The sequence below is a fragment of the Bifidobacterium cuniculi genome, from assembly GCF_000741575.1.
Classification (GTDB): Bacteria; Actinomycetota; Actinomycetes; order Actinomycetales; family Bifidobacteriaceae; genus Bifidobacterium; species Bifidobacterium cuniculi.
Window position 1 is genome coordinate 246,733 of the sequence record NZ_JGYV01000001.1, and the last position, 23,654, is coordinate 270,386.

Below are 23,654 nucleotides of genomic sequence, written 5' to 3' on the forward strand. Positions count from 1 at the left end.
CCCTGCGGCGCACATGACGAGCCGCGCGGCTAAGCTGGTGAGCCATGGCTCTTACTATCGGAATCGTCGGCCTGCCCAACGTGGGCAAGTCCACCATGTTCAACGCACTCACCCGCAACAACGTCCTGGCGGAGAACTATCCCTTCGCCACCATCGAACCGAACACCGGCATCGTGCCGTTGCCCGATGACCGCCTGCCGGTGCTCGCGGACCTCGTGCACACCGAGAAGGTCGTGCCTGCGACCGTCACCTTCGTCGACATCGCCGGCATCGTCAAGGGCGCCTCGGAGGGCGAGGGACTGGGCAACAAGTTCCTCGCAAACATCCGCGAGGCGGACGCCATCTGCGAAGTGGTGCGCGCCTTCGAGGACGACGACATCGTGCATGTCAACGGACATGTCGACCCGGCGGACGACATCGACACCATCAACACTGAGCTGATCCTCGCGGACCTGCAGACCATCGACAACGCGCTGCCCAAGCTGGAGAAGGACCTGCGCGGCAAGAAGATCGAGCCCTCCTACCTGGAAGCGGTCAGGAAGGCCAAGGAGATCCTCGAATCGGGCCGCACCATCGATGCCGCCGCCCAGGCCGGCGAAATCGACAAGGTCGACGTGTTCGACCTGCATCTGCTCACCGCCAAGCCCTTCATCTACGTGTTCAACGTGGACGACAACGAGTTGTCCAACGAGGACTTCAAGGCGAAGCTCGCCGCCTCCGTGGCACCGGCCCCCGCCATCTTCCTCAACGCCCAGTTCGAGGCCGAGCTCACCGAGCTCGACGAGGCGGACGCGCGCGAGATGCTCGCGGACGCCGGCCTGGACGAGTCCGGCCTCGACCAGCTGGCCCGCGTCGGCTTCGACATCCTCGGCCTGCAGACCTTCCTGACCGCAGGCGAGAAGGAAGTGCGTGCCTGGCAGATCCACCAGGGTTGGACCGCACCGCAGGCCGCCGGCGTGATCCACACCGACTTCGAGAAGGGCTTCATCAAGGCCGAGGTCGTCTCCTACGACGACTTCGTGGCCGCCGAGGGCTCCATGGCGAAAATCAAGGAGGAAGGCAAGCTCCGTCTCGAAGGCAAGGATTATGTCATGCAGGACGGCGACATCGTCGAGTTCAAGTTCAACGTGTCGAAAGGCTGAGCGCAGCTAGTCGCAAACGGCGTGTTTCCAACGGTTTTCGAGTGTCGGAACGTTGCAGACGCGCCGTTTTCCCGTTTTCGCGGAATGGCGGAACGTGGCGGCTTCCGGACGGGTTGTGGCGCACATAGGGTGCGCGATAGGGTGCACTTCCCGGACAGCAAAAGGAGCATGCATCATGGCTACGAAACGACGCACCAAGGGAGCGGGCGGCGTCTTCCGCGACAAGAACGGCACCTGGCATTTCCGCAAGTCCATGGGGGTCGACCCCGTCACCGGCAAGACCCGACGGATCGAGGCGCGCGGCAAGACCAAGAGCGAAGCACGCGAACGCTTCGAGCAGAAGGTCGCCGACTACGAACGCACAGGGCTGATTGCCGGCGGCACCAGCCCCAGACTCGCCGACTACGTCGAACGCTGGCTCGCCGACTACGCCACCCGCGTCAAACCCACCACCTACCGCACCCGTGCGGGACGACTCAAGGCCTGCAACGAACACCTCGGCCAGGTACGCCTGAAGGACCTCACGCCAGAACACATCCGCACCTGCATGCGAGCCTTGGGCGAACGGCTCGCACCCACCACCCTCAAGGACCACTACGTGAGCCTGAAGATGGTCCTCGACCAGGCCGAACTCGACGGCCTCATCCCCCTCGACCCATGCAGGAAAGTCAAACCGCCCCGCGTCGAACAGGACCCCGTCCGCATCCTCGACGCCGACCAACCCAAGCAGCTCATCGAGACCGTGCCCAGCATGCCGCGCGCCACCCACGGACCCGCCGACAGCCAGGACGACCTCGAACTGTGGGCGCTGCTGTTCGAACTCGCATTCACCACCGGCCTGCGCCCCGGCGAACGCCGCGGCCTGACCCCCGACGAACTCGAATCCCGCGACGGCACATGCGGCATCAGCGTACGCCACCAGCTCCAGGACCTCGGCACTCCCGGCCGTGTCGAGATCCCCAAATGGCTCGACGCCACCCACATCTGGGGCACCCAATGGCTCACCACCCCCAAGACGCGCGCCGCCCACCGCTTCATCCCCCTGCCTGAAGGCCTGTGGAGCCGCCTGTGGGCCCGCATCGGCCGCCTGCACATCGACGCCCACGACCTCGTGTTCCGCACCCACCTGGGACGCCCCGTGTCCGGCAGCAACGAACGCAGACACTTCAAGAAGGCGCTCGCCGCCGCCGGCCTGCCCGACGTGAAGCTGTACAGTGCGCGGCATTGGACGGCGACCATGACCGCCCTGGCGGATATGCCGGACGATGCGCGCATCGCGATCATGGGCCACACCGACCCTGCCGTCACCCTGCGCTACACGCATCGCGGCACCGCCAGCCTCGCCCGGCTCATGGCCGACGCGATTCCCGACCTGGGCGGCGACACGGTCGAAGCGGAGATCATCGACGACTGAGTCAGCGGGAACAAGCGCCCCGTCCGGCCGCTGCATGGCCGGGCGGGGCGCTTTCCCTATTCCTGGGGGTGCTTGCGGGGGCGTCCGCCGTGACCGGGTCGTGCGGCGTTCCATGCGTCGATGGTCTCCGGTTTCCATCCCTTGGCATGCCCCACGATCACGTCGGGTTCGGGGAGACGGTAGGTCATCAGGGCCCCCTTGGTGATGCCCAGGCGTGCGGCGACCTCTGTCATGCTCAGGTAACGTTCGGTCATCGCGTGCGCCTCCATCCCGCGAGCAGGCCGAGCAGGCCCGTGGCGATGGCCATGGTGGCGATGACGCCGGGGCGGAACGCGGCAAAGGCTCCGCAGGCGGTGGCGATGGCCATGAGCATGCAGGCGATGCCGCCCAGATTGTGCTTGTCCATGATGTGCGCGGTATGATTGGGGAGTAGGGATTGCGGATACTACCGATATTCGCAATCCCTACCGCTTTACCTCTTGTGTCGCGGCTTGCGGTGCCGGTCACGAAGTTCGATGCCGAACTCGATGAGCTGGACTGTCAAGCTGGCGGCGGCAATGATGGTGGCAAGCATTCCCCAGTCCAACCGCCTCACCTCCTTTCACTCTTCTGTTTTGCGCTGACAGATATATCATAACAAAATGATGACAATATCGCAAGGCGACACGCCGCGTTCAGCATATCTAGTGCATAGAGCACGAGAAGAAGCAATATCTAGTCAATACAGGCATATGCGTCGTCGCACTTCGTATCATGAGAAGAAAAACACGCGAGAAAGGAGGAAACTGATGGACGGACAAGAAAAACCGTACGTCAATCCGGCTCAAGCACCCAGCACTGCCGCCACCGAACTCCTCCTCAAAACAGTGGCAGACGAAGATCGTCGCATCATGCTGCCAGTCAATGTCATCGATATCGCCAACCAACTCGGACTCAAGTTCACCACGCTATTCCTCGAGGAAGGCGTCAGCGGATTACTGGTCAAGAATGAGGAGAATGGGCCATTCAACGCCGTCGTGGACGCGAGCGAACACCAGCACCGCATGCGGTTCACCCTGGCACACGAGATTGGCCATTACATCCATAAATACCAAGGTGATGAATGGAACGGCAAGATTGCCGGACTCGTAGAACACCGCGACGAACTGTCCTCCAAGGGCACTGACCCCGAGGAACGGTGGGCAAACAAGTTCGCAGCCTCACTACTCATGCCGGCCGCCATCGTCGCCCGCTTCTGGGCCGAAGGATTGAGCGTGGAAGAAATCGCCCGACAGTTCAACGTCTCGCAAAGCGCGTTGAAATTCCGACTCAGGAACCTCGGGCTACGATGACGGACCATCCGAATCGCCAAAACGAAGCAGACCGTGCCATCGCCCAATTCGACAAGGCCCAGAAGCGACAGGCGCCGGATGCCAAATATGCGCTCGCCGACGAAGAATCGGTCCGTGAATCCACGGATGACATCAACAAGCAGCGTCGAGACACGGCAAAGGCTCAACGCGCCGAAGACGACAACCGTCTGCGAAAGCTGATGGTCCACTGGGCAATGAGATTCGTCGGGGCTCAGCTCGCGGTCTGCGACCTGGTCATGATCGGCTATCTCATTGCCGAAATCTGCCAACACCACGCCATCTATCCCCAGGTCATCGTCGCTTGGCTGGGCGCCAGCCTAGTAGAAGTCATTGGAATCTTGTGGGTCATCGCCAGGAACCTGTTCCCCTTCCATGACAAGAACAGGGACAAGAAAGCAGAGCGACACCGAAAAACCGAAGACCAGTAGTATTGCATCTTTACAGCACCGCCAGGCTCGGGTCGTCATGCACCCGCTGCCGATACGCATGCACCACCCACGGCATCACACCCAACTCCACCGCGATCCCATGCACGTTCTGCCCCACACCGACTCCGCGAACGCATACTCTAATGGGTCGATCAACAATGCGCTCGCCTCCATGTCCGCACGCCGCTCCGTCCACCGGTCACACCGGCAACCCATGTCACGGTGTTTGGCGTGCGAGATCTCATGCGCCAGGACACAACGCCGCTGGACGGGGGAGAGGTGTTCGTCGAGGATGATGAGGTTGAACCTTGGCACCCACAGGCCCTGCTTGCCGGGTTGCAGTTGTGCCTCGTCCACGTGCGCCCATTTGGATGCTTCGTATTCCAGGTAATCGTCCGTGGTGTCCTCCTCAGTCCCAATGTATCGGGCGGCGAATGCCTTCCGCATATGCGGGGTTCGCGTCCAGATAGTTGCGTACGGTCCTGGAGAAACCGTCATCGTCTTCGATTTGGTCGACTAGGTACATCTGCGCAACTAGGATTGACCCGACGGACTGGTCCTCGAAACGAAAATCGGGGTATTTTTGTTTGATGCGCTTGAGGACAGGGGTGGAGACCACCATCTCGCGATTCCATAGACGGCTGTGGTGTGAGCATAGGTTCCTCAGGTACACCATGGAATGAATGACCTGTGCATTTGCCTTATTCCCGGCGTTAAGCTCGATGTCGTGATATAGGGAATGCAGTGTTGTGGTATCCGCATAGAGGGAAATCATCTTCGAGACAACGCCGAACGGAAGTGCCTCCACTGCAGCCCACAACGGGATCGACCGTTTCTGTGCTCGATAATGCCTGATGCATACTTCGCTGGACCGACGCAGCCACTTGTTTATTTCCTCCAGCAACCCGTCGCGCAGGGGATTCCCATGCTTGTCCCTGCGATCTCTATACGATTCGGCATCCAGGTAGGTGTATGCGCCGCCGTTCTGTGCGGCATAGTAGGCGAACCGTGAACGCAACGGTACCTCGAGCCGTGCCATGCCATCCACGATGATGGATCGCAGTCCTCTGTCCAGCTTGTAGGGCAGTAGGAAGTCGGTGTCCTTTGTGCCTTCGTGGAATCTGTTGTCACCGTGTGCAGGATCGATCTGGTAGACGCGGAAGTAGCCGGAGAGGCGATAATAATTGTTGTCGAGCAGTGCGGAACGCAAAGCGTCCTCGTTGGTGATGGTCAATCCGCGTTCTTGGAGTAGCTCAACCATGTCGTCGATGCTTCTGGCGGGCTTGTCTGCGGGTAAAGAAGAACCCCCTGGGTTGGGCACTGTTAGGAGGCCTAGGGGGCTACGGTTGTTTATCATGCTACCTGCTTTCCGCCTATTGGGGTAGTCAAGGCGTGTTCCAACGGTTTGCGGCCTATGGCTTGACGTCCTCCTCGCCGTGAACGGCGAGGATTCCACCACTTACTAGTGTTGAGGTTTGCGTGTCGGAAGGATTGCGCCGTGTTCACGCAAGGTGTTCATGGTGTCTAATATCCTTGTTTCACGTTCGGCTTCGTCCAAGCCGACGAGGTGTTGCAAGCCTGCTTCGAGGATGTTGCATGCCGCGTTGGTGTCGTTCCCTTGCCCCTGCGGTGCGTGTTCCACTCCGCCCATGGCATGCTCCCTTCTTTTGGTGGCGCGGACGATCCGTGCCCTTTTTCGTGATGTCGATCCGACGATGGTGCGGGATGGGTGTTTTGTCGGATGGTTGGGGTGGTTTATGGAGGTTTACGGTATCCATGGTGTCCCGTTCGACTTTGCCGAACGGGACGGTCGGCGGGGTCACCTTGAATTGATGCGCTGTCGGTTCGCAAGCGCCAGTTCGCCCAGCTGCCGGTAGACGGGTGCGACATCGAACTTGCGGGGGAATTCCAACGTGACTTCACCGAATGTTTCGGCACCGGTCTTGCGCTGGTACACGTCCTTGAGGTAGGTGATGTTGATCTCGCTGTCGTCAGCGATCGCGCCGGCGGTCTCGACTTCCACGTCGACGATCGTGTCGAGGTGGATGGTGCGGTAGCGTGTCTTCGCACCGGTCGCGCCCTGCCGGTCGATGAAGATGATCCGCATGTTCGTGAATACCACTGCGTCACGGATCAACTGGTAGCCGTTCTGGATCTGTTCCCCTTGGAACAGGAACGGGCCGAATTGCTGCAGTAGCTGTTCGTTGCTGACTTGCTGTAGGTTGCCTGCCAGCGCGTTGAGGATACCCATGGTGTGTCTCCCGTCGATGTCGGTTGTCTATCTTGGCTGCCTTGTCCTTTTATGTTTCCCACGATTTTTTTTATGGTAGCTCTTCCATGCCTTCCTGTTCGGCCTGAGTGTCGCCCTTCTTCGCGGTCGCGTCGAACAGGTCGGCATGGTCTGCGATCCATTGCACGTGAGCGGGGTTGGACGGGTCCAGGTGGGCGGGGTCGACGGTGGGGGAGTCGGCGGCGGCTTGCATGGTGCGGGCAGTGTCGATGATTTGCTGGACTGCATCCGCAGGATCCTCATCTAACCCGTCGCAAATCGTAATAAGCTCTGAAAGCTTCACGGGGGCTCGCCTCTCCGTACAGATGTCATTGACTCGACTATAGGAGATTTTCCCGCCAGTTAGAGATTCCATGGCTCGATATGACACGCCTTTGTTCTTGAGCATGCTCGTAATGACGCTAGTCGCGGCGTGATCGAATGCGCCCCACTCATATTTGCTTGCCATAGGAAAAAGTTACCACCTGACAACAGATATTGCAATTCGGGAAAATTTGACGTCAGGTGACGACACGCCGAGGTGTTGACAAAGATGTGTTGTCAGGTGACAATGAAGCTATGAAGTCACGTGACAACACGGTAGCCGCTTCGGCCATCAGAAGCCTCCGAGTCCAGACGCTGCTCGACGAGGTGCCGAAGACCCGCATCGCCCAAGCGCTAGGCGTCAGCAGGCCCACCGTCGCCAAGTACCTCAAGGCCGACGACATGAGCCTGGACATGTTCCTCTCCATTGCCGACATCGTCGGCGTCGACGCGGCAGACATCATCCGCCAGGCAACAGAAAAGGCGTCGGAGGAAGCCGACGCCGAGTCCAAATGAAAGGTACAAAAATGGACACCCCCAACAATACCACCAACACCACCAACACCACTGTCAACATCGACGAGCTCGTCGAGCAGGCCGCCGCTAAGCGCGCCGAGGAACTCGACTGGGAGGACCAGTGGCGCAAAACCGTCGACGACGCCCTCCACAGCTTCGACACCGACATGGCGGAAGGCAAGGACCGCACCGACGCCGCCACCCGATTCCTCCAGGAATACGCCGACAAGACGTACGAACGCATGCAAGCAGCCGCACGCGACACCATGAACCTCATCGACAAGGCGGCCGGCAACCCGTTCCACACGCCCGACTACAAGCAGCGGCGCGCCGACATCATCCGACAGGTCGAACAGGCCGCACGCCAAAAGCGCGCCGACCGTGAAAAACTCGCCAAGGCGGAAGAGCGGGCGGCGGATTCCCGTGAAACCGACTCCCTGCTCCGCCACTGCCTCGTCAGCACCCTCTTCGACCAGGCACTGTCCTGGCTGACCCACGCCGACGGCGACGACCTGACCATCACCGCGGACCGTGACAACGGGTTCATCTACACGGGCGAGGTCGGCATCGACCTCAACGCCATCGTAGAACTACTCATCAGAAAGGAACTGCAGTGAACAACCCTGATATCACGCTGGTAAAGGCGACGGTTATCTCATTGGTTTCCGGCGGTCTGCTGCTGCTCGCAGGACTCTCGGGCATCGTACTCATCGGTGGATTTACCCAATGGAAGAGGGTGGCACGTTTTGAACTGCTCACTTCACGATGACATCCTTATGCCGCGACTTGGCGAAACCGTGTCCTGTATGCCAGAACACGTCACACGACAAGCGGGTTTCGTAATGACGTCCAGCCAATGCCATGTACCCGCCAAGTGGTGTCTCGGAAAAGAAATGAGTCATCTCATTCTTTTCGGCAACGATTTCAGGAAGCTCCACGAGAATCGTTTCTCCGCATTTCACCACGGCAGCCCGTATGACCTTGCGAAGTTCGGGAATTCGGGAGGAAAGCCTGTCCCGGTTCACCAACACGACGACGTCTATGGCGTCATCTGCGCCAATGTTCGTGAATACCACGCCTCCGCGGATCTCATTCCACGTCATGGAAAAGTCCGCTGTGGACACCTCGGTATCGCGGGCAAGCGCCTTGTTGGCAATCTGGTTCGCACGGCGAGATTGCAGCAGGGCGACGATGCCGGTGATTCCACCGAGCGCGCCGACCGCACTGATTGCGAGGTTCGCGATCGTCAAAGCATCCATGAATCAAATCATACCCATTCCAACAAGTAAGGACTCCGATCATGACCACCACTGACATCACCACGTTCGATTTCCACGGACAGCCCGTCCGCACCATGCGCGACGACCAGGACGGCGTCTGGTTCGTCGCCAAGGACGTCGCTACCATCCTCGGCTATGCCAATCCGCAGAAGGCCATCCGCGACCATGTGGACGACGAGGACAGAGGGGTGAACGAAACGGTCACCCCCGGCGGCAAGCAGAAAATAGCCGTCATCAACGAGTCGGGCCTGTACAGCCTGGTCCTTTCCAGCAAGCTCCCTGGAGCCAGGGAATTCAAGCATTGGGTCACTGGCGACGTGTTGCCCAGCATCCGCCGTGACGGCGCCTACGTGCACGCGCAGCCCGAGGACGACGACCTGACCGTGCTCGCCAAAGGCATGCTCGCCGCCCAACGCGCCCTCGAACGCAAAGACCGGCAGATCGCCGCCCAGGCCGCGATCATCAGCCGGCAGACCCCACTCGCCCGGTTGGGTGACGCGTTCGTCAACACGGACGGCACGTTGAGCGTCACCCAGGCCGCCAGGCACTTCCTCACGCTCGACAAGCGCATGAACCGTGACACCGTGTTCGGCATCCTACGCGGTGCGCGCATGATCGAACAGAAGTCGAACGCGCCCACCAAACGCGCCATCGACCAAGGCCTCTTGAAGCAGGTCGTTCCCACCGACATGCACGGGCGCAAACTGAGCAAACCATACGCGCGGTTCACCACGAAAGGCTTGAACTGGTTCATCGACCGGTTCATCCACGGCAGCCAGCCCACCCTGGAAGGAATCTGACCATGAGCGCCACCACCAAGGACGCGAGCCGCGTACCCCTCGGTGACCGGCTCGCATGGACCCTCGAACAAGCCGCCCAAGTGTACTCGCTCGACTACAAGGGCCTGCTCATCGCCGTACGACACGGCGACCTCGACACGTTCCGCGCCCCCAACAGGGACGGACGCCCAGGCCGGCGCAAAGTCACCCGCGCCGCCATGGACCGCTGGATCAAATCAATGGAGGAATAACCCATCATGAGCATTACCAACACCGACATCGCCCGGCAGCTTCAAAGCATCATCGACCGGCTGCTGGAAGACGACACCCCCGCAATGGCGGAGTCAACCAAACCTGCCGGAAAACTTGACGACCCGGACGAACTGCGCGGATTCCTCACGGACCGGATCATGCAGGCAATCATCGACATCGACGAGGAGAACATCGAACACGGCTATGTCGCCGATGACCACGACATGTACCAGGTGCAGTTCGCCGACCTCTTCACCATCGCCTACACCGTACGAGGCGCCCTCATACTGTCCGGAGTCCAAGGCGTTCCCGCCGCCGGCATCCTCATCAGCCTGCTCGGCAGCCTCATGGACTACGAAGAATACGACGACCGCGCCTGGAACATCCCCACGAACAGCCTTCATGAAGCAGCCAGCCAAGCTACCTTCCTCCTCACCGAACTCATCGCCATGAAACAAGAGGAGGAGTCATGACCCGTCACCCGTACACGTTCGGCCTCGCATCCATCCTCGGCACCATCGTCGGCCTGGTCCTCCTGTGGGCCGGCCCCATGGCCTGCGCCAACCTGTGGCGGTGCGCCGTCGCGTGGCTCATCCTCTGCGCGTCCCTGCCCGGTTGGGTCATTCCCGCGTCGGACGCGATCGCACGCCACCTGTCCGACCTCATCGACCAGGAGGGTACCGAGTGAGCCGCACGAACCGCAGTGCGAGAGCCGCCGGCGCCCGCTTCGAGTCGGCCGTCGCCCGATACTTCGCCTGGGCGTTGCAGGACGAACGAGTCGAACGGCGCCACCTGAGCGGCGCGCAGGATCGCGGCGACATCACCGGCCTTCTGTTCGAAGGGCGCCGCGTCGTCATCGAATGCAAGGACACCGCCCGCCCCAACCTGGCCGAGCACACGCGCGAAGCGGAAGTCGAGGCGGAGAACGACGGCGCCGCCCACTGGGCGCTCGTACACAAACGCCACGGCATCGGCCTGAACACGCTGCCCGCAATCGGCGCCCAATGGGTGACCATCACGCTCGCCGAATACGCCAAGCTCATCAACCACGGCCACATCGGCCCCGACAACCAACAGGAAGGAACCCCGACCATGAACCAGCCAAACCAGCCAAACCAGCCAAACCAGCCAGATGGCTACGAAAACATGCCGCTGCCGGGCTTCGACGACGAGAACACGCAGGAGGGGGAGCAGTGAACGCATACCTGCCCCGCTGCAAGCAATGCGGCATCCTGCACGCGCCCTGCGACGCCACCCGGGCGGCAGACAGCATCGACCAACACCGCGCAGTGCACAAAACCCACAGGCTGAGCATGATCCCCGTCAAACCCACCACGCAACCCATGGAAGGAACCCGGCAATGAGCACCGAACACACCGAAGACACCTTCGACCTGGCGGAAGTCGCCGCACAGATCGTCAACCTCGAACTGCAACGCTCCGCAATCACCATGCGCATCGACCAGTTGAAGCAACAGGTCACCGAACACTGTCCGGGCGGCACTTGGCCGGCGGGAGACCTCAAGGTCACCGTCAGCCCTGGCCGACGCAGCATCGACCAGGCGCGCATGCGCGAACAGTTCCCACCGGACCAATACCCGCAATTCTACAAGCGCGTCCCCAAGGCATTGAGCACCCTCGAAAAGGAAACCGGCAGCGCCGCCCTCGCCGGATGCGTCACCACCGGCAAACCAACCGTCACCATCCGATAAGGAGGCCCGCATGATCCACCCCGAAGACCCCAAAGCGCAAGTGTACTGCGAACGCTGCGGGCTGCAACTGTCCGCCATCCAGATCGCCAGGCGCAGCCAACTATGCGACCGGTGCATCCAGGACGCCATCGACGACGCGTACGGCGAATACCTCAGGGACGAGGAATACCGGTGAACCAGGCCCTCGTGCTCATCATCCTCCTGCTCGCCATTGTCGGGTTCATCAGCAGTCTCATGCTGCTCATCCAGGCACGTGACCTGCTTGACCAGCTCGACCAGTGGCTCGACCAACACGACACCATGACCGAAGGAAAGGACACCGACCATGACGTGGCATCCTGAACGGCTCCCATCGGACGAGTGGGCGCAGTTGCGGCCCATCATCGAGGAACACATCCTCACCCAGCCGCGCACGTTGCAGAAACGCATCGGACCGTCCGAACTCGGCACCGACTGCGTGCACTGCCTGGCCGCGAAACTCGCCGGATGGGAACGCAAACCATCCAAGGCTGCGTGGATCCCCTTCGAAGGCACCTGCATCCACGCCGCATTCGAACAACTGTTCAGCGGTCTTGGCTACCAGACCGAGCTGAAGGTCACCGTCGGCAAGCTCGACGGTGAGCCCATCACCGGCAGCATCGACCTGTACGACGAGAAGACCGGCACCACGGTCGACTGGAAAACCGTCGGCAACGACACCCTGAAAGCGGCGAAAGCCAACGGGCCCAGCCAACAGTACCTGGTGCAAGCGTCCCTGTACGGGCTGGGCGTGCCCAACGCGGCTCGCAGCGTCATCGTCTACCTGCCCCGCAACGCCATGACCCTGGACGACGCGTTCAGCTACGAGGCCGCGTACGATCCACGGCCCGGCTGGTGGGCGTTGGACCGGGCACAGATGCTCCTCGACCTGCTCGACCTGATCGGCCGCAGCTACGGCGCCCAGGTGAGGGACGCGTGGATCCGCCAACTGCCCCGCAGCACGGGCCACTGCTTCGACTGCGCCACATGGGATGACGACCCCGACCAAGACCCATTCGGCCTCAACCAAGCCGACACCACCATCGACCTGCCGCAACGGTGGACACGACTCGACCAGCTGGTCGAGCCCCGATACGAGGGACACCTCGCCAACAAGGAACAACCCGAACCGCAAGGAAAGTAAAGGAAAACAACGATCATGAGCGGTTTCAACGATTTCAACCCCCAGTCCTACCAGAACACGCCCAGTCAGGAAAGCAGGGCGGCCAGCATCATGGGCGTCGACGAGTTCGGTGCCGGCGGCGCCAAGGCATTCTTCAACGCGGACAGCCAGGTAGGCGACAGCGTCACCGGCCAGGTCCTCGAAGAGGAAATCCTCCAGGTCACCGACTTCGACGACCACACGCCCAAGTATTGGGCGGATGGCACCCCACAACGCCAGATGCGCATCATCATCCAAACCGACCTGCATGACGACGAATACGACGACGGCACCCGCGCCATCTACATCAAGGGGTGGGGCGTGCAAATGCAAGCCTACAGGGCCGCGAGGCGTGCGAACCACAACCAGCCGCCCCGCCCGGGCGACACGTTCACCGCGACGTTCACCGGCCTGGGGCCGCGCGGCAAGAAGGGCCAGCCGCCGAAACTCTACCGCTACGAGATCACGCCCGCCCCGGCGAAGGCGGTCGCCGACTTCGGCGCCCCGCAGCCGGCGGCACAGCCGGCACCCTCGACACCGGCACAGGAACAGGCGCAGGCAGCCCCGCAGGGCGCCCCGGCGGCGCTTACCCCCGAACAGGTCGCCACCATCACCGCATTGCGCGACGCGGGCCTGGGCCCCGACCAGGTCGCCGCCCAACTCCACCTGCCCGTCCAACAGGTCTACCAGGCCGGACAGCGCCCGGCCGCACAGGAACCCGCCTTCTAAACCGGGAGGGGTGAAACGGGTCCAGCCGGCACCCCGCCTCGCAAGCAGGCGGCACCCCACGAAAACACAGCCAACACCATCCCAACGAAGGGGAAAACATGGACAGCACGATCCACGGGTACGCCCAAGCCGCACCCCTCTACCGGGCAGCCGGATGGGCTCAAGCGTTCCCCCTGCCCGAAGGCCGCAAGCAGCCGCCACCCAAAGGCGCCACCGGCGGCAGCCAACAACCCATCACCGACCAGCAAATGGCGGCATGGGCCGCATCGAACCCGGACGGCAACACGGGCATCAGCATGCCCGACGGGATCCTCGTCATCGACATCGACAGCGCGGACGGCCACAACAGGAAAGCCGACGGATGGGAAGGCATCCAACAACTCGTACCCGACCTGGGCGAACTGCCCGCCACATGGACCAGTACCGCGCACGGGCCCGAACATCCGTACGCGCACCGCTTCTACCAGGTGCCCACCGGCTTGAAGTGGAAGGGTGGCGCCGTCGAAGGCGTCGACCTGTTGCGCCACGCCCACCGGTACGCCGTCGTCTGGCCGTCCATCCACCCAACCGGCGAACAATACCGCTGGTACACGCCGGACGGGACCGAAGCGGACCACATCCCCACACCCGGAGAGCTCACCGCCCTGCCGGACTCGTGGGTGGCGTTCCTGCGCCAACCCGACCGGCCCGACCGGGGACGCCAACTCACACCAATGCCCAACGGGACACCCGTCACGGACGATTCGATGTGCCCAGCCGTACGCGGATTCCTCGACAAGATACTGCGCGAACCGGCCGCAAAGGGATCCAGGCATGACACCATGACCGAAGCGGTATGGGCACTCATCCGATTCATGGAAGAAGGCCACCGCGGCGTCCAGGAAGCGCTCAGCATCCTCCACCCCATCTTCGTGCAGTCCATCACGCCCGACCGTCCCGGCGGGCAGGCGGAAGCGGAACGCGAATGGGCGGCCATCGGCCGCGGCGCACTCAACAAGAACACATGCATCCAGGGCGCCATCGACCCCTGCACCCAACCACCAGACGACGCCATCACCCCGCAAGAAATCCAAGAAATCGAGGAAACGGCCACCACAGGCCCGAAGGAGGTGAACACGAACATGGAGCCGGACCGGTGGGCAAATCCGCCACAGCAGCCCACCAGCGAGCCCACACAGGCACGAACCATGAAACCTGCCGTGCCGAGCACGTGGGGTCGCGTCAACCTCGCCGACTGGGCCGACGGCAACCCCAACCCCGCACCCAGCCTCCTCACCCGCACCGACGGCATCAGCCTCCTGTACCGCGGCCGCGTCAACGATTTGCACGGCGAACCCGAAAGCGGCAAATCACTGCTCGCACAGATCGCCACCGCCGACCTGCTCGCCAAGCATGGCCGCGTCGCCTACATCGACCTCGAAGACGGCCCCGGCGGCATGATCCAACGACTCCGCCTCCTCGGCGTCACGGACAGCATCATCACCGACCCGGACCTGTTCGACTACCGAAACCCAACCGGAAGGCCAGACACGCAAAACAACATCGCCGACTTCACCGACCTGCTCGACGCCGCATACGACCTCATCGTGTTCGACGGCATCAACAACCTCATGGCCGGATGCGGCCTCGACCAAGACAAGGCAGGAGACATCGCATGGCTCTACCAGCATTTACTCAACCCGTGCGCCGACTCGGGCGCCGCCGTACTCACCGTCGACCACGTCGTCAAAGCCAAAGACGCCCAAGGCCGCTTCGCCGCCGGAAGCATCCAGAAACTCGCTCAGATAAGCGGCGCCAGCTATTTTGTCACGCCCACCAAGACCATCGGCCGAGGAATCAAAGGTGAAATCACGCTGCGCCTCGCCAAGGACCGCAACGGATACCTCAGCGAACACTGCGCACCCGCCAACAGGAACGACCGGCTTCGCGAAGCGGCACGCATCGAAGTGGACTCCACAGACCGCATCCGCATCCGGGTCACCATCGGCAAACCCACCATGCTCCCAGTGGCAGGGGAGGAACCCAGGAAGACGAAGCCGACATGGGTGATGGAACGCATCAGCCGCATGCTCAAAACCGAAGGAGGCTGGAACAGCGTCAACAAGATCGACAAATGGCTCCGCGAAGACGGCAAAGGAGTGCGCCACTCCACCGTTATGGAAGCCCTCGATCTACTGCTGGAAGGCAATTTTGTCCGACGTCAGACAGGGGCAAAAAGGGCCAACGAATACAGGTACGAACGTCTCTACTCAGAGATGGATGACCCAGAATCGGACAACTACCAATACCGGATCACGGATGAAGAACTCAACGATTTTTTGGATCAAGGAGACGATGATGAGCCGGAATTTTAGTTCTCCCCAAGTTCTCCCCAACCTCTCCCGGGGAGAAGTGGCAAAACCTGCGGGAGTTCTCCCCGAAGAAGAATGGCCACTGCCTTATGGCATGGCCATTCTAACGGGGAAAACTCGAAGCACGCAACCCGGGACCAGTAAAAACAGCCAGTTCTCCCCGGGAACACTGGCAACACGCCGAACAGGCAAAAGGAGTAAGAACATGTACGCCAATGACAACAAAACACTGAGGATCATGGAAGAAGTCTGTGAAGCCCTCGTGTACGCCGAGAACCCCATGACCAAGCAGGAACTCAGCGAAACAATCCCCACCCAACCAAACTCACATCGAATAATCCCTGCTGTCTATCTTCTGCAAGCGGCCAACGTAATCGTCCGTACCTCAGGCCGCGGAACTGCGAAATACCGGCTGAAGGTGCAGTTTCCGGATGAACTGCTTCCTGCACCCAATACCGAAACGGCTGAAGAATACCGGCAGGAACTGGCCGACGCACTGCGTGAACTCGCCGACTGGGTCGAAGAAAGCCTCCCCGAATGAGCACTCCGACAGCGGACCCCTGGAACACGCCACCAGACCCATGGGCCCCACCAGCCAAACCCGCACGGCCACGAAAACCATCCTGGATCCGCCAAGCCTGCCGGAAAGGAAACCCCATGAAACTCGTCGAACACAAATGCGCATGCGGCGCATGGACCATCCAAACCCGCCCCAGCCACGGCGTCTGGGACCAATACGACCCCTACCTCATCCGCGGGGGCCTCATCACCGCGGCACTCCTCCTCGGCATCACCCTCGACGCAATCGAATGGGACGGCACCGTCGCCCACATCACCACCGACCCCACACCAACGGAAGGGCGCGACTACCTGCAACACCACAACTGCACACGGCCGCCACTCAGCACCCTCACACCACCCCTGACCGCCACCAAGGCAAGAGCGGCCCTGCCGGAATTCCTCACCAGCCTGCACACCCGAGACGACCCGACCAACCCAGACCCATGGGCACGAATCCTCATCCAAGAACAACCCACACTCTTCACCTAGACCGAAAGGGGACACCAATGAAACAATCACCGGATTCCGCGTCCGAACGAATGCTGACCGCCAGGGAAGTCGCCCGCATGCTCCACGTGTCCGAACGAACCGTGTCAAACTGGCGGTATCGCGGCGAAGGCCCCGACTTCGTGCGCATCTCGAAAACATGCGTACGCTACCGGCTTTCGGACGTACGCCGCTGGATGGCAGAACGCGAGGTACGATAGTATGTGCCGGATTAGCGAAAAGGGACCCCGGCAGCGCAATGCCGGAGTCCCGAACCTAGGCGATACCGCCACTCTAGTGCTTCTTCGGCGTCACGTATGCCGTGGTCTTCGGATGGCTCTCGGCGTACTTCTTAGTGACGAAGCGGCCCGTGACCGCGCTGTGCGGCTGCGGCTTCGGGCTACCAGACTTCCTGGTTTTGGCCATGTTCACCTCCTTCCCTTGGGTTCATGGCCGAAGCTTCGTTTACTCGCTTCGACTCTTATCGACTCCAAGCATACTACAACGCCTTCTAAGGGGTCACAGGCGCTCGCCAACGTTGCCCACGTGGTCAGAGTCGTAAAAGGCAAAAAAATCTCCCTGTGGTGCCAAAAAGTCTTAAATGCGGCACAATCCGCCATCTTCCATGCGCGATCACCGGCAGCGCGGCAGTCACACCACATATCCACTTCCACGGCGTGTCTCAATGAAAAAACACGACGCACCGCGCCCTCTTTGCAACAAAAACACCGCCAGACTACCTGAAGGAGCCACACCAATGAACCGCCAGGAATTCCTCACCCAACACCCACTGCCCAAACTCCACGTCATCACCAACAACGAACTCCCCTTCACCCACATCGCCGACGGCGACTACCTGTGCGTATGCGAAACCGACTGCAAGACCGCACCCTGCGGCCTCACCTACAGCGCCTACGTCGAAACACGCACCGGCAGACTCGTCTCCGGCCTCGAATCCACCAACCTATGGCAATGGGACATCGAAAACACCGACCAGGACCGACTCGCACTCAAGACGGAAATGTCGAACGCCTGCCTCCTGTTCGCCGACGCCATCAGGATCGACCAATGGTGCTGCACCCACCACGACCAACTCACCCGACTCGCCCAGGAAGGACCCCTCTCATGACCTTCGATAAACGCCAGACCGCGATCGAACACATCCGCAAAATCAGCTTCCCGAACCGTGACCCGGCCGACATGCTCACCACCGCATGGATTGACGGATTCGACTACGCCCTCGACCTGTGCATCACGCTCGAAAACCGACTCGGCCAGGACGAAACAGACCCCAACCCCGAGTTCAGCGGCACGGAGGCCACGTCATGACCCTGCACGACTGGTGCCTGCTCGCCCTCGGCATCTGCCTGACGGCACGCTGCCTACTCGACTGGCGGAACCACCACCAATAAGAAAGCCCCACACCTCCCGAAGGAAGACATGAGGCCGCTACCCACACCCCAGTCTACCGGAAGGACACCCATGGCCACCAGCACCCCGGACAAAGGCCGCATCAAAAACGACATCCACCACCTCCGCCAACAAACCGTCGAACTCGCCGCGCTCGCCGACCGGCGCATCCGCATCACACCCGAAGGAGCAGGCGGCGCGCACGTGCAAGCCACGAGTGCGCCGGCGTTGATCAACCTGCCCGCCACCGACCTGATGCGCCAGGTGCGCGTCCTGGGCATGGTCCTCGCCCAGGCGGCAGGATTGCACACCGCGCCCAGCATGACCGCCCTCGACCTGCTCGCCGGGTTGGACCGCGACGAGTATGCGGCACGCTTGGAGGCGCGTGAGGACGCGTGGCAGATCGTGAGGCTCATCGCAGAGGCCAGTGAGTCGTGCGAGCGGCTCCTGGATCCGTCGCCGGCACTCATGCTCGTCGGATCCTGCCCATGGTGCGCCGCCGGCATCTGGCTACCCGACAAGCCCGAAAGCCGGCAGCTGGCGTGGCACCGGTGCGCATCATGCGGGCGTAGCGTTGACCTGTCGGTGGTACGCCAGGCACAGCGCATGCGGCTGCTCGCGTCCGGGTACGTGGGCACGGCCAGCAAGCTCGCCGCCACCCTGTGCAAATGCGGATACTCTGCGAAGAGGAAGACGATAGGGGAGTGGCGGCGTCGTGGAAAACTCAAGAGCGTAGGGCAAACCAACGGGCAACCAGTCTATCGGCTCGGCGACGTGCTCAGGCTCCTGACTTGACACGTGGCCGCTGTGGCCACTATCGTGGGTAAAGTCGCCGTCCATGTCGGTAGGGCGACCTCCGATTGTTACGCCTAAATAGGAGGAGTTGTGGGTGATGAGCAATTTCCGGGGCATCATGACGATTCCAGGACTAGGCAACCAAGCAAACCTAGAGACCATGAGAAAACAGTCGATGCGGAGGGCGCAGAAGCACCTACGCAAACAGGTCCGATCCAGGACGGCGATGCAGATACTCAGGGCAGCGGAAAACAAGAACTTGATAAAGCAGTAAGCGACAAGGACGTAGTTGAGTTACTCCAACTTCTCGGATTGAGTGAATCGTACTCTGGCTTGTTGCCTCAACCCAAGTTCTTCAACCAGTACCCCAAAGACGTGCAAGAACGCATGTGCCGTTGGAACGATGCCTTCACCGTGGACGAGTCCAAGCGGCAAGACCGCCTTGTCGATGCTGAAATCGACCAAGGTAAGAAAAGCATGTGGATTTCCGCCATATTATTCGGTATTTGCATTATCGTATCCCTCGTGTGTTTTCTTGTGACCAAAGATGCATGGAGTATAGCATTTCTATCGGTTCCTGTAGTGTCCATGGTCCTTAACATCTTTGTGCCAGTAGGCTCCAAGAGCAGTAGGGACAAAAGCAGCAGGGGACGCTCAGAAGATTCCTCCAGCGCTTGACACGTGGCCACTGTGGCCACTATTGTGTCTAATATTGCGCCACGCGCATGCGCGGACCGCATTGGACTTAAATAGGAGCCCCAGCCACACGGTTGGGGCTCCACGCATATCCGGGGAGGCGCCATGGCCAGAAGCAATCCGCGCATGGCCAACGGGCACCGTCGCCGCCAGTTGCGCGCCCGCGTGCTCGCCGCCTACGACACGTGCGCCATCTGCGGACAGCCAGTCGACAAAACCCTGCGCAGCCCGCACCCGTTGAGCGGCGAGGTCGACGAGATCATACCCGTCTCCCGTGGCGGCGACCCGCTCGCCTGGAGCAACGTGCAGCTCGTCCATCGCCAATGCAACAGGCTCAAAAGCAACAAGAGCGACGACTGGGCGCGCGCCCGGCTCACGGGCAGGCCAAGGCCGCGCGCGACCGCGCTGCCCTTGCACACGAGCAGCTGGTAGCCAGCAGCCGTCTGGCCGGACCCTGGGTAGGAGACCCCGGCCGGGCCCCAAAAGCCCCCTCGGGTGCAGTGCCGGTACCCCTCTGGGTTTTTGGTTTTCGTGACATGTCACGAAAAAGGGGAGGTGAAAAACCTTGAAATGCTGCGTGTGTGGCAAGGAATTCAAGCCGGCGGGGCGGGGTCGGCCGTCGAAGTATTGCGGGGATGCGTGCCGGAAGAGGGCCGAACGCATGCGAAAGAAGATCGGTGCCAGGCCTGCGGCCACCAAGGCGGAAAAGACGAAAGCCCGCCAGGAAGACGACTTCGAATATTCCGGCCGGGACATTCCGTTGAACCGGCATGCGTTCGAGGCGCGCATGGCTCGGGAGATGGATGAGTCCCTTGAGGTCACGCTGCGCCGTAACCGCGCCCAGTTGCAGCGCGCCATGGATGATCCGGAAACACGGCCGAGCGACCTGCCGGCATTGAGCAAGCAGTTGATCGCCGTGAGCCGGGAACTGTTGCAGATTACGGGCGCCAGTGACGCGATGGACCTGTTCGCCGATGACGGCCAGGACGAGGAGGCGAACGATGACGTCGACGTGGGAGCCGAAATTATCTGAGATCGCCAAACGGCTCGTGCAGCCGGACGGCATCGTCGGCTCCGACTTCACCAAGATCAACCGCGTGGCCAGGAAGGTTGGCATCCGGTTCGACAGGTGGCAGCAGGGCGTCCTCTACCTGCTGATGGCGAAGAACAGCCAAGGTAAGTATGCGTGCGGCGAGGGCGGCCTGACCCTGAGCTCGTGCCGTCAGATCGGCAAGACGTACAGCATCGGCAACGCCGTGTACCTGCTGTGCATGATGAAACCCGGCCTGAAGGTCGTATGGACCGCCCACCACTCCAGGACGAGCGACGAAACCTTCACGGATTTGAGCAGCCTGAGCGAGCACAATCCGCTCCTGGACGCGTACGTGGACCGCATCAGGCGTGCGAACGGCCAGCAGGAAATACGCTTCAAGAACGGCAGCCGCCTCATGTTCGGCGCCAGGGAGCGCGGCTTCGGCCGAGGCCTGCACAGCGTGGACGTGGAGGTGTTCGACGAGGCGCAGATCCTCACCCAGTCGGCGTTGGACAACATGGTGGCCATCACGAACGCCGCACCTGACCCGCTGATCGTGTTCCTGGGCAACCCGCCCAAGCCGGGCGACCAGTCCGAGGCGTTCGCCGACAAGCGCACCACCGCACTGGCCGGCACGGAAGGCATGTGCTACATCGAGCTCGCCGCGCCCGACGGCTCCGACCTGGATGACCGTGAGGCGTGGAAGATCGCGAACCCGTCCTATCCGAAACGCACCAGCGAGGCGGCCATCCTCAGGATGCGCAACCTGCTGAGCGACGATTCCTTCCGCCGCGAAGCCCTGGGCATCTGGGACAAGGTGGATACGTCGCACGCCATCGACCCGGCCCGGTGGAAGGAAGCGGCCATCGAGGAGCCGGACGTGCAGGGCCGTATCGGCTACGGCCTGGACATGCCACCTGACCGCTCCTCGTTGGCGATCGGCGGCGCCATCCGCCACGACGACGGCACCGTGCACGTCGAACTGCGCGAGTTCAGGGACGTCGCCCACCATGGCACCCGCTGGGCGGTGGACTGGCTTGCCGAACAATGGCCCAGGACGTCCGCGGTGGTGATCGACAGCCAGTCGCCCGCCATGAGCCTCCTGCCCGATTTGAAGGCCGCGCACATCCGCCCGATCATCACGAACGCGGCCGACATGGGCCGCGCCTGCGGCCAGTTGCTCGACCACCTGGCTGCCGGCACCTTGACGCATCTGCCGGAAGGCGACCAGCCCGCCCTCGACCAGGCGGTCGCGGGCGCCGTGACCCGCCCCGTGGGCAACGCGGGCGCGATCGGATGGAACAAGGTCGGCACGGACATCGACATCAGCCCCCTGGTGGCATGCACCCTCGCATCCTACGGGCTGACCATCAGCAAACGAGACCCCAGACGCAAACAGAGGGTGAGGAGGTGAACGCATGCTGACCGCGAACCTGACCGGCGTGCCCATCCTGTCGGGCAACATCGTCAACATCGGCCGCATCAGCGGCCTGGACGGCGCCGACAGCATCATGGTCGAACGCCTGCTGAAGGTGTGGCAGGCGAAGTATCCGCGTAACCTGCTGCGCAGCCGCTTCTACGACGCCAAGCAGCGGTTCCGGAACCTGCGCATCGCCGTCCCCGACGACCTGGCACGCAAAATCGGCAACGTGGTCGGCTGGCCACAGAAATCCGTGCGCGCCCTGGCCGACAAGAGCGTGTTCGAGGGCTTCGAAACCCCTTCCGGGGATCCGCAGGGCGTCAACACCATCGTCCTGGACAACCATTTGACCTCGGACGTGTCCCAGGCCATCATCTCCTGCTACAAGCATTCCTGCGCGTTCCTGACCATCGACTACGACCCGGCCGACCCGACCGGCACCCGCATCCTGGTCACGCCCCGCTCGGCCGACTGGTCGGCCGCCGCATGGGATCCCGCACGGCGCCGCATCGCCGGCGCCCTGACCATCACGGGCGCCGACAGGTACGGCAACATCACCGCGTTCAACGTGTGGCTGCCGGGCCGCAACTACGCATGCTCCGTGGATCTCATGGGCCGCTGGTCGGCATGGCGGCAGGACAACCGCCTCGACCGGGTCGCCGTGGTCCCCTTCACGTACGACGCGCAAATGGACCGCCCCTTCGGCCGAAGCCGCATCAACCGTGCGTTGATGAGCCTGACGGACATGGCGCAACGCACCATGGTGCGCATGGAAGCGTCCGCCGAATTCTACGCGGCACCCAAACTGTGGTTCCTGGGCCTCGACGAGGACGCTTTCGAAGCGGACACGTGGAATTCCCTGGTGGCGGACATCAACTCCATCAGCCGTGACCAGGACAACCTCGTGCCCGAAATGCACCAGGTCAACCAGGCATCCATGAGCCCGCACGGCGACATGCTCGAAACGATCGCGATGCTCGCCTCCGCGGAAACCGACATTCCAGCCGAACGACTCGGCATCAGGTTGACGAACCCGACCAGTGCGGAAGCACTGGCGGCGTCCGAGAACGAACTGACCCGTGTCGCGGACCGGCAGAATCGCATGTTCGGCGAGCAGCTCATGGACGCCATGCGCATCGCCATCCAACTGCGCGACAACACGGCCGCGGCGCCGGACATGACAGGCATCCGCCCCGTATGGGCACCCACCCGCGTCGTCTCGGATGCGGCACGCGCGGACTTCTACACGAAGGTCGCCGGCGCCAACAGTGCGTGGGCGGACTCCGACGTCGGCCTGGCCAAGCTGGGCCTGACCATGGAGGAGCTCGCGTCCTTCCGCGCCTACCAGCGCGAACAGCGCGCCAAGGAACAGATCGACCAGCTACGCGCCAACACCGCCCAACAAGCCGACACCGAGACCAAGGAAAAGCAGGTCACGGAAACAATCGACGTGAACGAAGCCTCCGCTTCTGGGGGGCGAGTGAGCTGAAAGCCAAGTTCGACGCGCTCGGCGTCGCCATCCGCGC

Annotated in this window: 38 protein-coding genes; 29 read left to right on the top strand and 9 right to left on the bottom strand. The window is 62.0% G+C overall.

From position 1 onward, the window contains the following. Positions 1–44: 44 nt before the first annotated feature. Positions 45–1,142 (top strand): redox-regulated ATPase YchF, encoded by a 1,098-nt coding sequence (gene ychF, locus BCUN_RS01025; protein WP_033515053.1) that lies wholly within the window; start codon positions 45–47, stop codon positions 1,140–1,142. Positions 1,143–1,317: 175 nt separating this feature from the next. Beyond that, entirely contained in the window at positions 1,318–2,556 is a 1,239-nt protein-coding gene (locus BCUN_RS01030) for a site-specific integrase (RefSeq protein WP_033515055.1), read from the top strand. A gap of 56 nt (positions 2,557–2,612) precedes the next feature. Here the strand turns inward: BCUN_RS01030 and BCUN_RS01035 are convergent, their stop codons facing one another. Beyond that, a complete protein-coding gene (locus BCUN_RS01035; protein ID WP_033515057.1) occupies positions 2,613–2,810 on the bottom strand; it encodes a helix-turn-helix transcriptional regulator in 198 nt (65 codons plus the stop codon). Further along, positions 2,807–2,962, bottom strand: coding sequence for a hypothetical protein (locus BCUN_RS12060; RefSeq protein WP_156100103.1), 156 nt, complete (start codon positions 2,960–2,962; stop codon positions 2,807–2,809). The genes BCUN_RS01035 and BCUN_RS12060 overlap by 4 nt, the downstream gene beginning before the upstream one ends. Positions 2,963–3,344: 382 nt before the next feature. On the opposite strand from BCUN_RS12060, the gene BCUN_RS01040 reads away from it, so the two are divergent. After that, positions 3,345–3,887: an ImmA/IrrE family metallo-endopeptidase gene (locus BCUN_RS01040; protein ID WP_051920412.1), complete on the top strand. Its 543-nt coding sequence runs from the start codon at positions 3,345–3,347 to the stop codon at positions 3,885–3,887. Then, complete coding sequence (locus tag BCUN_RS01045) at positions 3,884–4,336, top strand: hypothetical protein (RefSeq protein ID WP_033515059.1); 453 nt, start codon at positions 3,884–3,886, stop codon at positions 4,334–4,336. Before BCUN_RS01040 ends, BCUN_RS01045 begins: the two co-directional genes overlap by 4 nt. Before the next feature lie 75 nt (positions 4,337–4,411). Here BCUN_RS01045 and BCUN_RS12690 read toward each other — a convergent pair whose 3' ends face one another. The 5 genes from BCUN_RS12690 to BCUN_RS11210 form a co-directional block, all read right to left on the bottom strand. Beyond that, complete coding sequence (locus tag BCUN_RS12690) at positions 4,412–4,693, bottom strand: ImmA/IrrE family metallo-endopeptidase (protein WP_238552278.1); 282 nt, start codon at positions 4,691–4,693, stop codon at positions 4,412–4,414. A 52-nt stretch (positions 4,694–4,745) separates the two neighbouring features. After that, entirely contained in the window at positions 4,746–5,597 is an 852-nt protein-coding gene (locus BCUN_RS01055; protein ID WP_238552279.1) for an Abi family protein, read from the bottom strand. 201 nt (positions 5,598–5,798) lie between these two features. Then, entirely contained in the window at positions 5,799–5,987 is a 189-nt protein-coding gene (locus BCUN_RS12065; RefSeq protein ID WP_152598020.1) for a hypothetical protein, read from the bottom strand. 168 nt (positions 5,988–6,155) lie between these two features. Then, the gene (locus tag BCUN_RS01060; RefSeq protein WP_033515063.1) at positions 6,156–6,587 is read right to left on the bottom strand and encodes a PH domain-containing protein; all 432 of its coding nucleotides are present in this window, start codon (positions 6,585–6,587) and stop codon (positions 6,156–6,158) included. A gap of 70 nt (positions 6,588–6,657) precedes the next feature. Then, complete coding sequence (locus tag BCUN_RS11210) at positions 6,658–7,074, bottom strand: helix-turn-helix domain-containing protein (RefSeq protein ID WP_051920414.1); 417 nt, start codon at positions 7,072–7,074, stop codon at positions 6,658–6,660. Between the two features lie 110 nt (positions 7,075–7,184). On the opposite strand from BCUN_RS11210, the gene BCUN_RS01070 reads away from it, so the two are divergent. Genes BCUN_RS01070 through BCUN_RS12070 form a run of 3 tightly spaced genes read left to right on the top strand, consistent with a single transcriptional unit; the run spans position 7,185 to position 8,214 of the window. Further along, on the top strand, positions 7,185–7,445 hold the full coding sequence (locus tag BCUN_RS01070; RefSeq protein ID WP_033515065.1) for a hypothetical protein: 261 nt from the start codon (positions 7,185–7,187) through the stop codon (positions 7,443–7,445). 11 nt (positions 7,446–7,456) lie between these two features. Then, positions 7,457–8,062 (top strand): hypothetical protein, encoded by a 606-nt coding sequence (locus tag BCUN_RS01075; protein WP_033515067.1) that lies wholly within the window; start codon positions 7,457–7,459, stop codon positions 8,060–8,062. Beyond that, positions 8,059–8,214 (top strand): hypothetical protein, encoded by a 156-nt coding sequence (locus BCUN_RS12070; protein ID WP_156100104.1) that lies wholly within the window; start codon positions 8,059–8,061, stop codon positions 8,212–8,214. Before BCUN_RS01075 ends, BCUN_RS12070 begins: the two co-directional genes overlap by 4 nt. Here the strand turns inward: BCUN_RS12070 and BCUN_RS01080 are convergent. Beyond that, complete coding sequence (locus tag BCUN_RS01080; RefSeq protein WP_033515069.1) at positions 8,201–8,704, bottom strand: hypothetical protein; 504 nt, start codon at positions 8,702–8,704, stop codon at positions 8,201–8,203. The genes BCUN_RS12070 and BCUN_RS01080 overlap by 14 nt on opposite strands. 41 nt (positions 8,705–8,745) lie before the next feature. Between BCUN_RS01080 and BCUN_RS11215 the strand changes: the two genes are divergently transcribed. The 14 genes from BCUN_RS11215 (at position 8,746) to BCUN_RS12955 (ending at position 16,995) form a co-directional block, all read left to right on the top strand. Further along, entirely contained in the window at positions 8,746–9,525 is a 780-nt protein-coding gene (locus BCUN_RS11215) for a BRO family protein (RefSeq protein WP_051920416.1), read from the top strand. A gap of 2 nt (positions 9,526–9,527) precedes the next feature. After that, a complete protein-coding gene (locus BCUN_RS01090) occupies positions 9,528–9,755 on the top strand; it encodes a hypothetical protein (protein WP_033515071.1) in 228 nt (75 codons plus the stop codon). Between the two features lie 6 nt (positions 9,756–9,761). Further along, on the top strand, positions 9,762–10,229 hold the full coding sequence (locus tag BCUN_RS01095; protein WP_033515073.1) for a hypothetical protein: 468 nt from the start codon (positions 9,762–9,764) through the stop codon (positions 10,227–10,229). Continuing rightward, positions 10,226–10,444, top strand: a complete 219-nt coding sequence (locus tag BCUN_RS01100; protein ID WP_033515075.1) for a hypothetical protein — start codon at positions 10,226–10,228, stop codon at positions 10,442–10,444. The genes BCUN_RS01095 and BCUN_RS01100 overlap by 4 nt, the downstream gene beginning before the upstream one ends. Continuing rightward, complete coding sequence (locus BCUN_RS01105; RefSeq protein ID WP_193345970.1) at positions 10,441–10,953, top strand: hypothetical protein; 513 nt, start codon at positions 10,441–10,443, stop codon at positions 10,951–10,953. Before BCUN_RS01100 ends, BCUN_RS01105 begins: the two co-directional genes overlap by 4 nt. A gap of 163 nt (positions 10,954–11,116) precedes the next feature. Next, on the top strand, positions 11,117–11,467 hold the full coding sequence (locus BCUN_RS01110) for a hypothetical protein (RefSeq protein WP_033515077.1): 351 nt from the start codon (positions 11,117–11,119) through the stop codon (positions 11,465–11,467). A gap of 10 nt (positions 11,468–11,477) precedes the next feature. Further along, complete coding sequence (locus BCUN_RS12075) at positions 11,478–11,642, top strand: hypothetical protein (RefSeq protein WP_156100105.1); 165 nt, start codon at positions 11,478–11,480, stop codon at positions 11,640–11,642. After that, positions 11,639–11,809: a hypothetical protein gene (locus BCUN_RS12080; protein ID WP_156100106.1), complete on the top strand. Its 171-nt coding sequence runs from the start codon at positions 11,639–11,641 to the stop codon at positions 11,807–11,809. The genes BCUN_RS12075 and BCUN_RS12080 overlap by 4 nt, the downstream gene beginning before the upstream one ends. Next, positions 11,793–12,629 carry a PD-(D/E)XK nuclease family protein gene (locus BCUN_RS01115; RefSeq protein ID WP_051920418.1) on the top strand — a complete coding sequence of 279 codons (837 nt, stop codon included), beginning with the start codon at positions 11,793–11,795 and terminating at the stop codon, positions 12,627–12,629. The genes BCUN_RS12080 and BCUN_RS01115 overlap by 17 nt, the downstream gene beginning before the upstream one ends. 15 nt (positions 12,630–12,644) lie before the next feature. Then, positions 12,645–13,376 carry a hypothetical protein gene (locus tag BCUN_RS11220; protein WP_051920420.1) on the top strand — a complete coding sequence of 244 codons (732 nt, stop codon included), beginning with the start codon at positions 12,645–12,647 and terminating at the stop codon, positions 13,374–13,376. A gap of 98 nt (positions 13,377–13,474) precedes the next feature. Continuing rightward, the gene (locus BCUN_RS01125; RefSeq protein ID WP_033515079.1) at positions 13,475–15,730 is read left to right on the top strand and encodes a bifunctional DNA primase/polymerase; all 2,256 of its coding nucleotides are present in this window, start codon (positions 13,475–13,477) and stop codon (positions 15,728–15,730) included. Between the two features lie 202 nt (positions 15,731–15,932). Beyond that, the gene (locus tag BCUN_RS12085) at positions 15,933–16,268 is read left to right on the top strand and encodes a hypothetical protein (RefSeq protein WP_033515081.1); all 336 of its coding nucleotides are present in this window, start codon (positions 15,933–15,935) and stop codon (positions 16,266–16,268) included. Positions 16,269–16,384: 116 nt separating this feature from the next. Continuing rightward, positions 16,385–16,777 (top strand): hypothetical protein, encoded by a 393-nt coding sequence (locus BCUN_RS12090; RefSeq protein ID WP_033515083.1) that lies wholly within the window; start codon positions 16,385–16,387, stop codon positions 16,775–16,777. Between the two features lie 50 nt (positions 16,778–16,827). After that, positions 16,828–16,995, top strand: coding sequence for a helix-turn-helix transcriptional regulator (locus BCUN_RS12955; RefSeq protein WP_420796461.1), 168 nt, complete (start codon positions 16,828–16,830; stop codon positions 16,993–16,995). A gap of 73 nt (positions 16,996–17,068) precedes the next feature. On the opposite strand, the gene BCUN_RS12855 is transcribed toward BCUN_RS12955, so the two are convergent. Beyond that, on the bottom strand, positions 17,069–17,200 hold the full coding sequence (locus tag BCUN_RS12855) for a hypothetical protein (RefSeq protein ID WP_274518369.1): 132 nt from the start codon (positions 17,198–17,200) through the stop codon (positions 17,069–17,071). Positions 17,201–17,531: 331 nt separating this feature from the next. Here BCUN_RS12855 and BCUN_RS01140 point away from each other — a divergent pair, with 331 nt between their 5' ends. The 8 genes from BCUN_RS01140 to BCUN_RS01175 all read left to right on the top strand — a co-directional run bounded on the left by BCUN_RS01140 (position 17,532) and on the right by BCUN_RS01175 (position 23,617). After that, the gene (locus tag BCUN_RS01140) at positions 17,532–17,903 is read left to right on the top strand and encodes a hypothetical protein (protein ID WP_033515085.1); all 372 of its coding nucleotides are present in this window, start codon (positions 17,532–17,534) and stop codon (positions 17,901–17,903) included. After that, positions 17,900–18,103, top strand: a complete 204-nt coding sequence (locus BCUN_RS01145) for a hypothetical protein (RefSeq protein WP_033515086.1) — start codon at positions 17,900–17,902, stop codon at positions 18,101–18,103. Before BCUN_RS01140 ends, BCUN_RS01145 begins: the two co-directional genes overlap by 4 nt. A gap of 153 nt (positions 18,104–18,256) precedes the next feature. Further along, the gene (locus BCUN_RS01150) at positions 18,257–18,979 is read left to right on the top strand and encodes a hypothetical protein (protein ID WP_033515088.1); all 723 of its coding nucleotides are present in this window, start codon (positions 18,257–18,259) and stop codon (positions 18,977–18,979) included. A 90-nt stretch (positions 18,980–19,069) separates the two neighbouring features. Further along, positions 19,070–19,657 (top strand): hypothetical protein, encoded by a 588-nt coding sequence (locus tag BCUN_RS12100; protein WP_152598022.1) that lies wholly within the window; start codon positions 19,070–19,072, stop codon positions 19,655–19,657. Between the two features lie 123 nt (positions 19,658–19,780). After that, positions 19,781–20,107: an HNH endonuclease gene (locus BCUN_RS01160; protein WP_051920424.1), complete on the top strand. Its 327-nt coding sequence runs from the start codon at positions 19,781–19,783 to the stop codon at positions 20,105–20,107. A 229-nt stretch (positions 20,108–20,336) separates the two neighbouring features. Beyond that, on the top strand, positions 20,337–20,708 hold the full coding sequence (locus BCUN_RS01165) for a hypothetical protein (protein ID WP_051920426.1): 372 nt from the start codon (positions 20,337–20,339) through the stop codon (positions 20,706–20,708). Beyond that, positions 20,677–22,122: a terminase gene (locus BCUN_RS01170; protein WP_033515094.1), complete on the top strand. Its 1,446-nt coding sequence runs from the start codon at positions 20,677–20,679 to the stop codon at positions 22,120–22,122. Before BCUN_RS01165 ends, BCUN_RS01170 begins: the two co-directional genes overlap by 32 nt. 4 nt (positions 22,123–22,126) lie before the next feature. Continuing rightward, positions 22,127–23,617 carry a phage portal protein gene (locus BCUN_RS01175; RefSeq protein ID WP_033515096.1) on the top strand — a complete coding sequence of 497 codons (1,491 nt, stop codon included), beginning with the start codon at positions 22,127–22,129 and terminating at the stop codon, positions 23,615–23,617. Positions 23,618–23,654 lie beyond the last annotated feature (37 nt).

Excerpts from the sequence above, each read along its gene's own strand:
- ychF (WP_033515053.1), top strand. The coding sequence starts at position 45 with ATGGCTCTTACTATCGGAATCGTCGGCCTGCCCAACGTGGGCAAGTCC.
- BCUN_RS01030 (WP_033515055.1), top strand. The coding sequence starts at position 1,318 with ATGGCTACGAAACGACGCACCAAGGGAGCGGGCGGCGTCTTCCGCGAC.
- BCUN_RS01035 (WP_033515057.1), bottom strand. The coding sequence starts at position 2,810 with ATGACCGAACGTTACCTGAGCATGACAGAGGTCGCCGCACGCCTGGGC.
- BCUN_RS12060 (WP_156100103.1), bottom strand. The coding sequence starts at position 2,962 with ATGGACAAGCACAATCTGGGCGGCATCGCCTGCATGCTCATGGCCATC.
- BCUN_RS01040 (WP_051920412.1), top strand. The coding sequence starts at position 3,345 with ATGGACGGACAAGAAAAACCGTACGTCAATCCGGCTCAAGCACCCAGC.
- BCUN_RS01045 (WP_033515059.1), top strand. The coding sequence starts at position 3,884 with ATGACGGACCATCCGAATCGCCAAAACGAAGCAGACCGTGCCATCGCC.
- BCUN_RS01055 (WP_238552279.1), bottom strand. The coding sequence starts at position 5,597 with ATGGTTGAGCTACTCCAAGAACGCGGATTGACCATCACCAACGAGGAC.
- BCUN_RS12065 (WP_152598020.1), bottom strand. The coding sequence starts at position 5,987 with ATGGGCGGAGTGGAACACGCACCGCAGGGGCAAGGGAACGACACCAAC.
- BCUN_RS01060 (WP_033515063.1), bottom strand. The coding sequence starts at position 6,587 with ATGGGTATCCTCAACGCGCTGGCAGGCAACCTACAGCAAGTCAGCAAC.
- BCUN_RS11210 (WP_051920414.1), bottom strand. The coding sequence starts at position 7,074 with ATGGCAAGCAAATATGAGTGGGGCGCATTCGATCACGCCGCGACTAGC.
- BCUN_RS01070 (WP_033515065.1), top strand. The coding sequence starts at position 7,185 with ATGAAGTCACGTGACAACACGGTAGCCGCTTCGGCCATCAGAAGCCTC.
- BCUN_RS01075 (WP_033515067.1), top strand. The coding sequence starts at position 7,457 with ATGGACACCCCCAACAATACCACCAACACCACCAACACCACTGTCAAC.
- BCUN_RS01080 (WP_033515069.1), bottom strand. The coding sequence starts at position 8,704 with ATGGATGCTTTGACGATCGCGAACCTCGCAATCAGTGCGGTCGGCGCG.
- BCUN_RS11215 (WP_051920416.1), top strand. The coding sequence starts at position 8,746 with ATGACCACCACTGACATCACCACGTTCGATTTCCACGGACAGCCCGTC.
- BCUN_RS01090 (WP_033515071.1), top strand. The coding sequence starts at position 9,528 with ATGAGCGCCACCACCAAGGACGCGAGCCGCGTACCCCTCGGTGACCGG.
- BCUN_RS01095 (WP_033515073.1), top strand. The coding sequence starts at position 9,762 with ATGAGCATTACCAACACCGACATCGCCCGGCAGCTTCAAAGCATCATC.
- BCUN_RS01100 (WP_033515075.1), top strand. The coding sequence starts at position 10,226 with ATGACCCGTCACCCGTACACGTTCGGCCTCGCATCCATCCTCGGCACC.
- BCUN_RS01110 (WP_033515077.1), top strand. The coding sequence starts at position 11,117 with ATGAGCACCGAACACACCGAAGACACCTTCGACCTGGCGGAAGTCGCC.
- BCUN_RS12075 (WP_156100105.1), top strand. The coding sequence starts at position 11,478 with ATGATCCACCCCGAAGACCCCAAAGCGCAAGTGTACTGCGAACGCTGC.
- BCUN_RS01115 (WP_051920418.1), top strand. The coding sequence starts at position 11,793 with ATGACGTGGCATCCTGAACGGCTCCCATCGGACGAGTGGGCGCAGTTG.
- BCUN_RS11220 (WP_051920420.1), top strand. The coding sequence starts at position 12,645 with ATGAGCGGTTTCAACGATTTCAACCCCCAGTCCTACCAGAACACGCCC.
- BCUN_RS01125 (WP_033515079.1), top strand. The coding sequence starts at position 13,475 with ATGGACAGCACGATCCACGGGTACGCCCAAGCCGCACCCCTCTACCGG.
- BCUN_RS12085 (WP_033515081.1), top strand. The coding sequence starts at position 15,933 with ATGTACGCCAATGACAACAAAACACTGAGGATCATGGAAGAAGTCTGT.
- BCUN_RS12090 (WP_033515083.1), top strand. The coding sequence starts at position 16,385 with ATGAAACTCGTCGAACACAAATGCGCATGCGGCGCATGGACCATCCAA.
- BCUN_RS12955 (WP_420796461.1), top strand. The coding sequence starts at position 16,828 with ATGCTGACCGCCAGGGAAGTCGCCCGCATGCTCCACGTGTCCGAACGA.
- BCUN_RS12855 (WP_274518369.1), bottom strand. The coding sequence starts at position 17,200 with ATGGCCAAAACCAGGAAGTCTGGTAGCCCGAAGCCGCAGCCGCACAGC.
- BCUN_RS01140 (WP_033515085.1), top strand. The coding sequence starts at position 17,532 with ATGAACCGCCAGGAATTCCTCACCCAACACCCACTGCCCAAACTCCAC.
- BCUN_RS01145 (WP_033515086.1), top strand. The coding sequence starts at position 17,900 with ATGACCTTCGATAAACGCCAGACCGCGATCGAACACATCCGCAAAATC.
- BCUN_RS01150 (WP_033515088.1), top strand. The coding sequence starts at position 18,257 with ATGGCCACCAGCACCCCGGACAAAGGCCGCATCAAAAACGACATCCAC.
- BCUN_RS01160 (WP_051920424.1), top strand. The coding sequence starts at position 19,781 with ATGGCCAGAAGCAATCCGCGCATGGCCAACGGGCACCGTCGCCGCCAG.
- BCUN_RS01165 (WP_051920426.1), top strand. The coding sequence starts at position 20,337 with ATGCGAAAGAAGATCGGTGCCAGGCCTGCGGCCACCAAGGCGGAAAAG.
- BCUN_RS01170 (WP_033515094.1), top strand. The coding sequence starts at position 20,677 with ATGACGTCGACGTGGGAGCCGAAATTATCTGAGATCGCCAAACGGCTC.
- BCUN_RS01175 (WP_033515096.1), top strand. The coding sequence starts at position 22,127 with ATGCTGACCGCGAACCTGACCGGCGTGCCCATCCTGTCGGGCAACATC.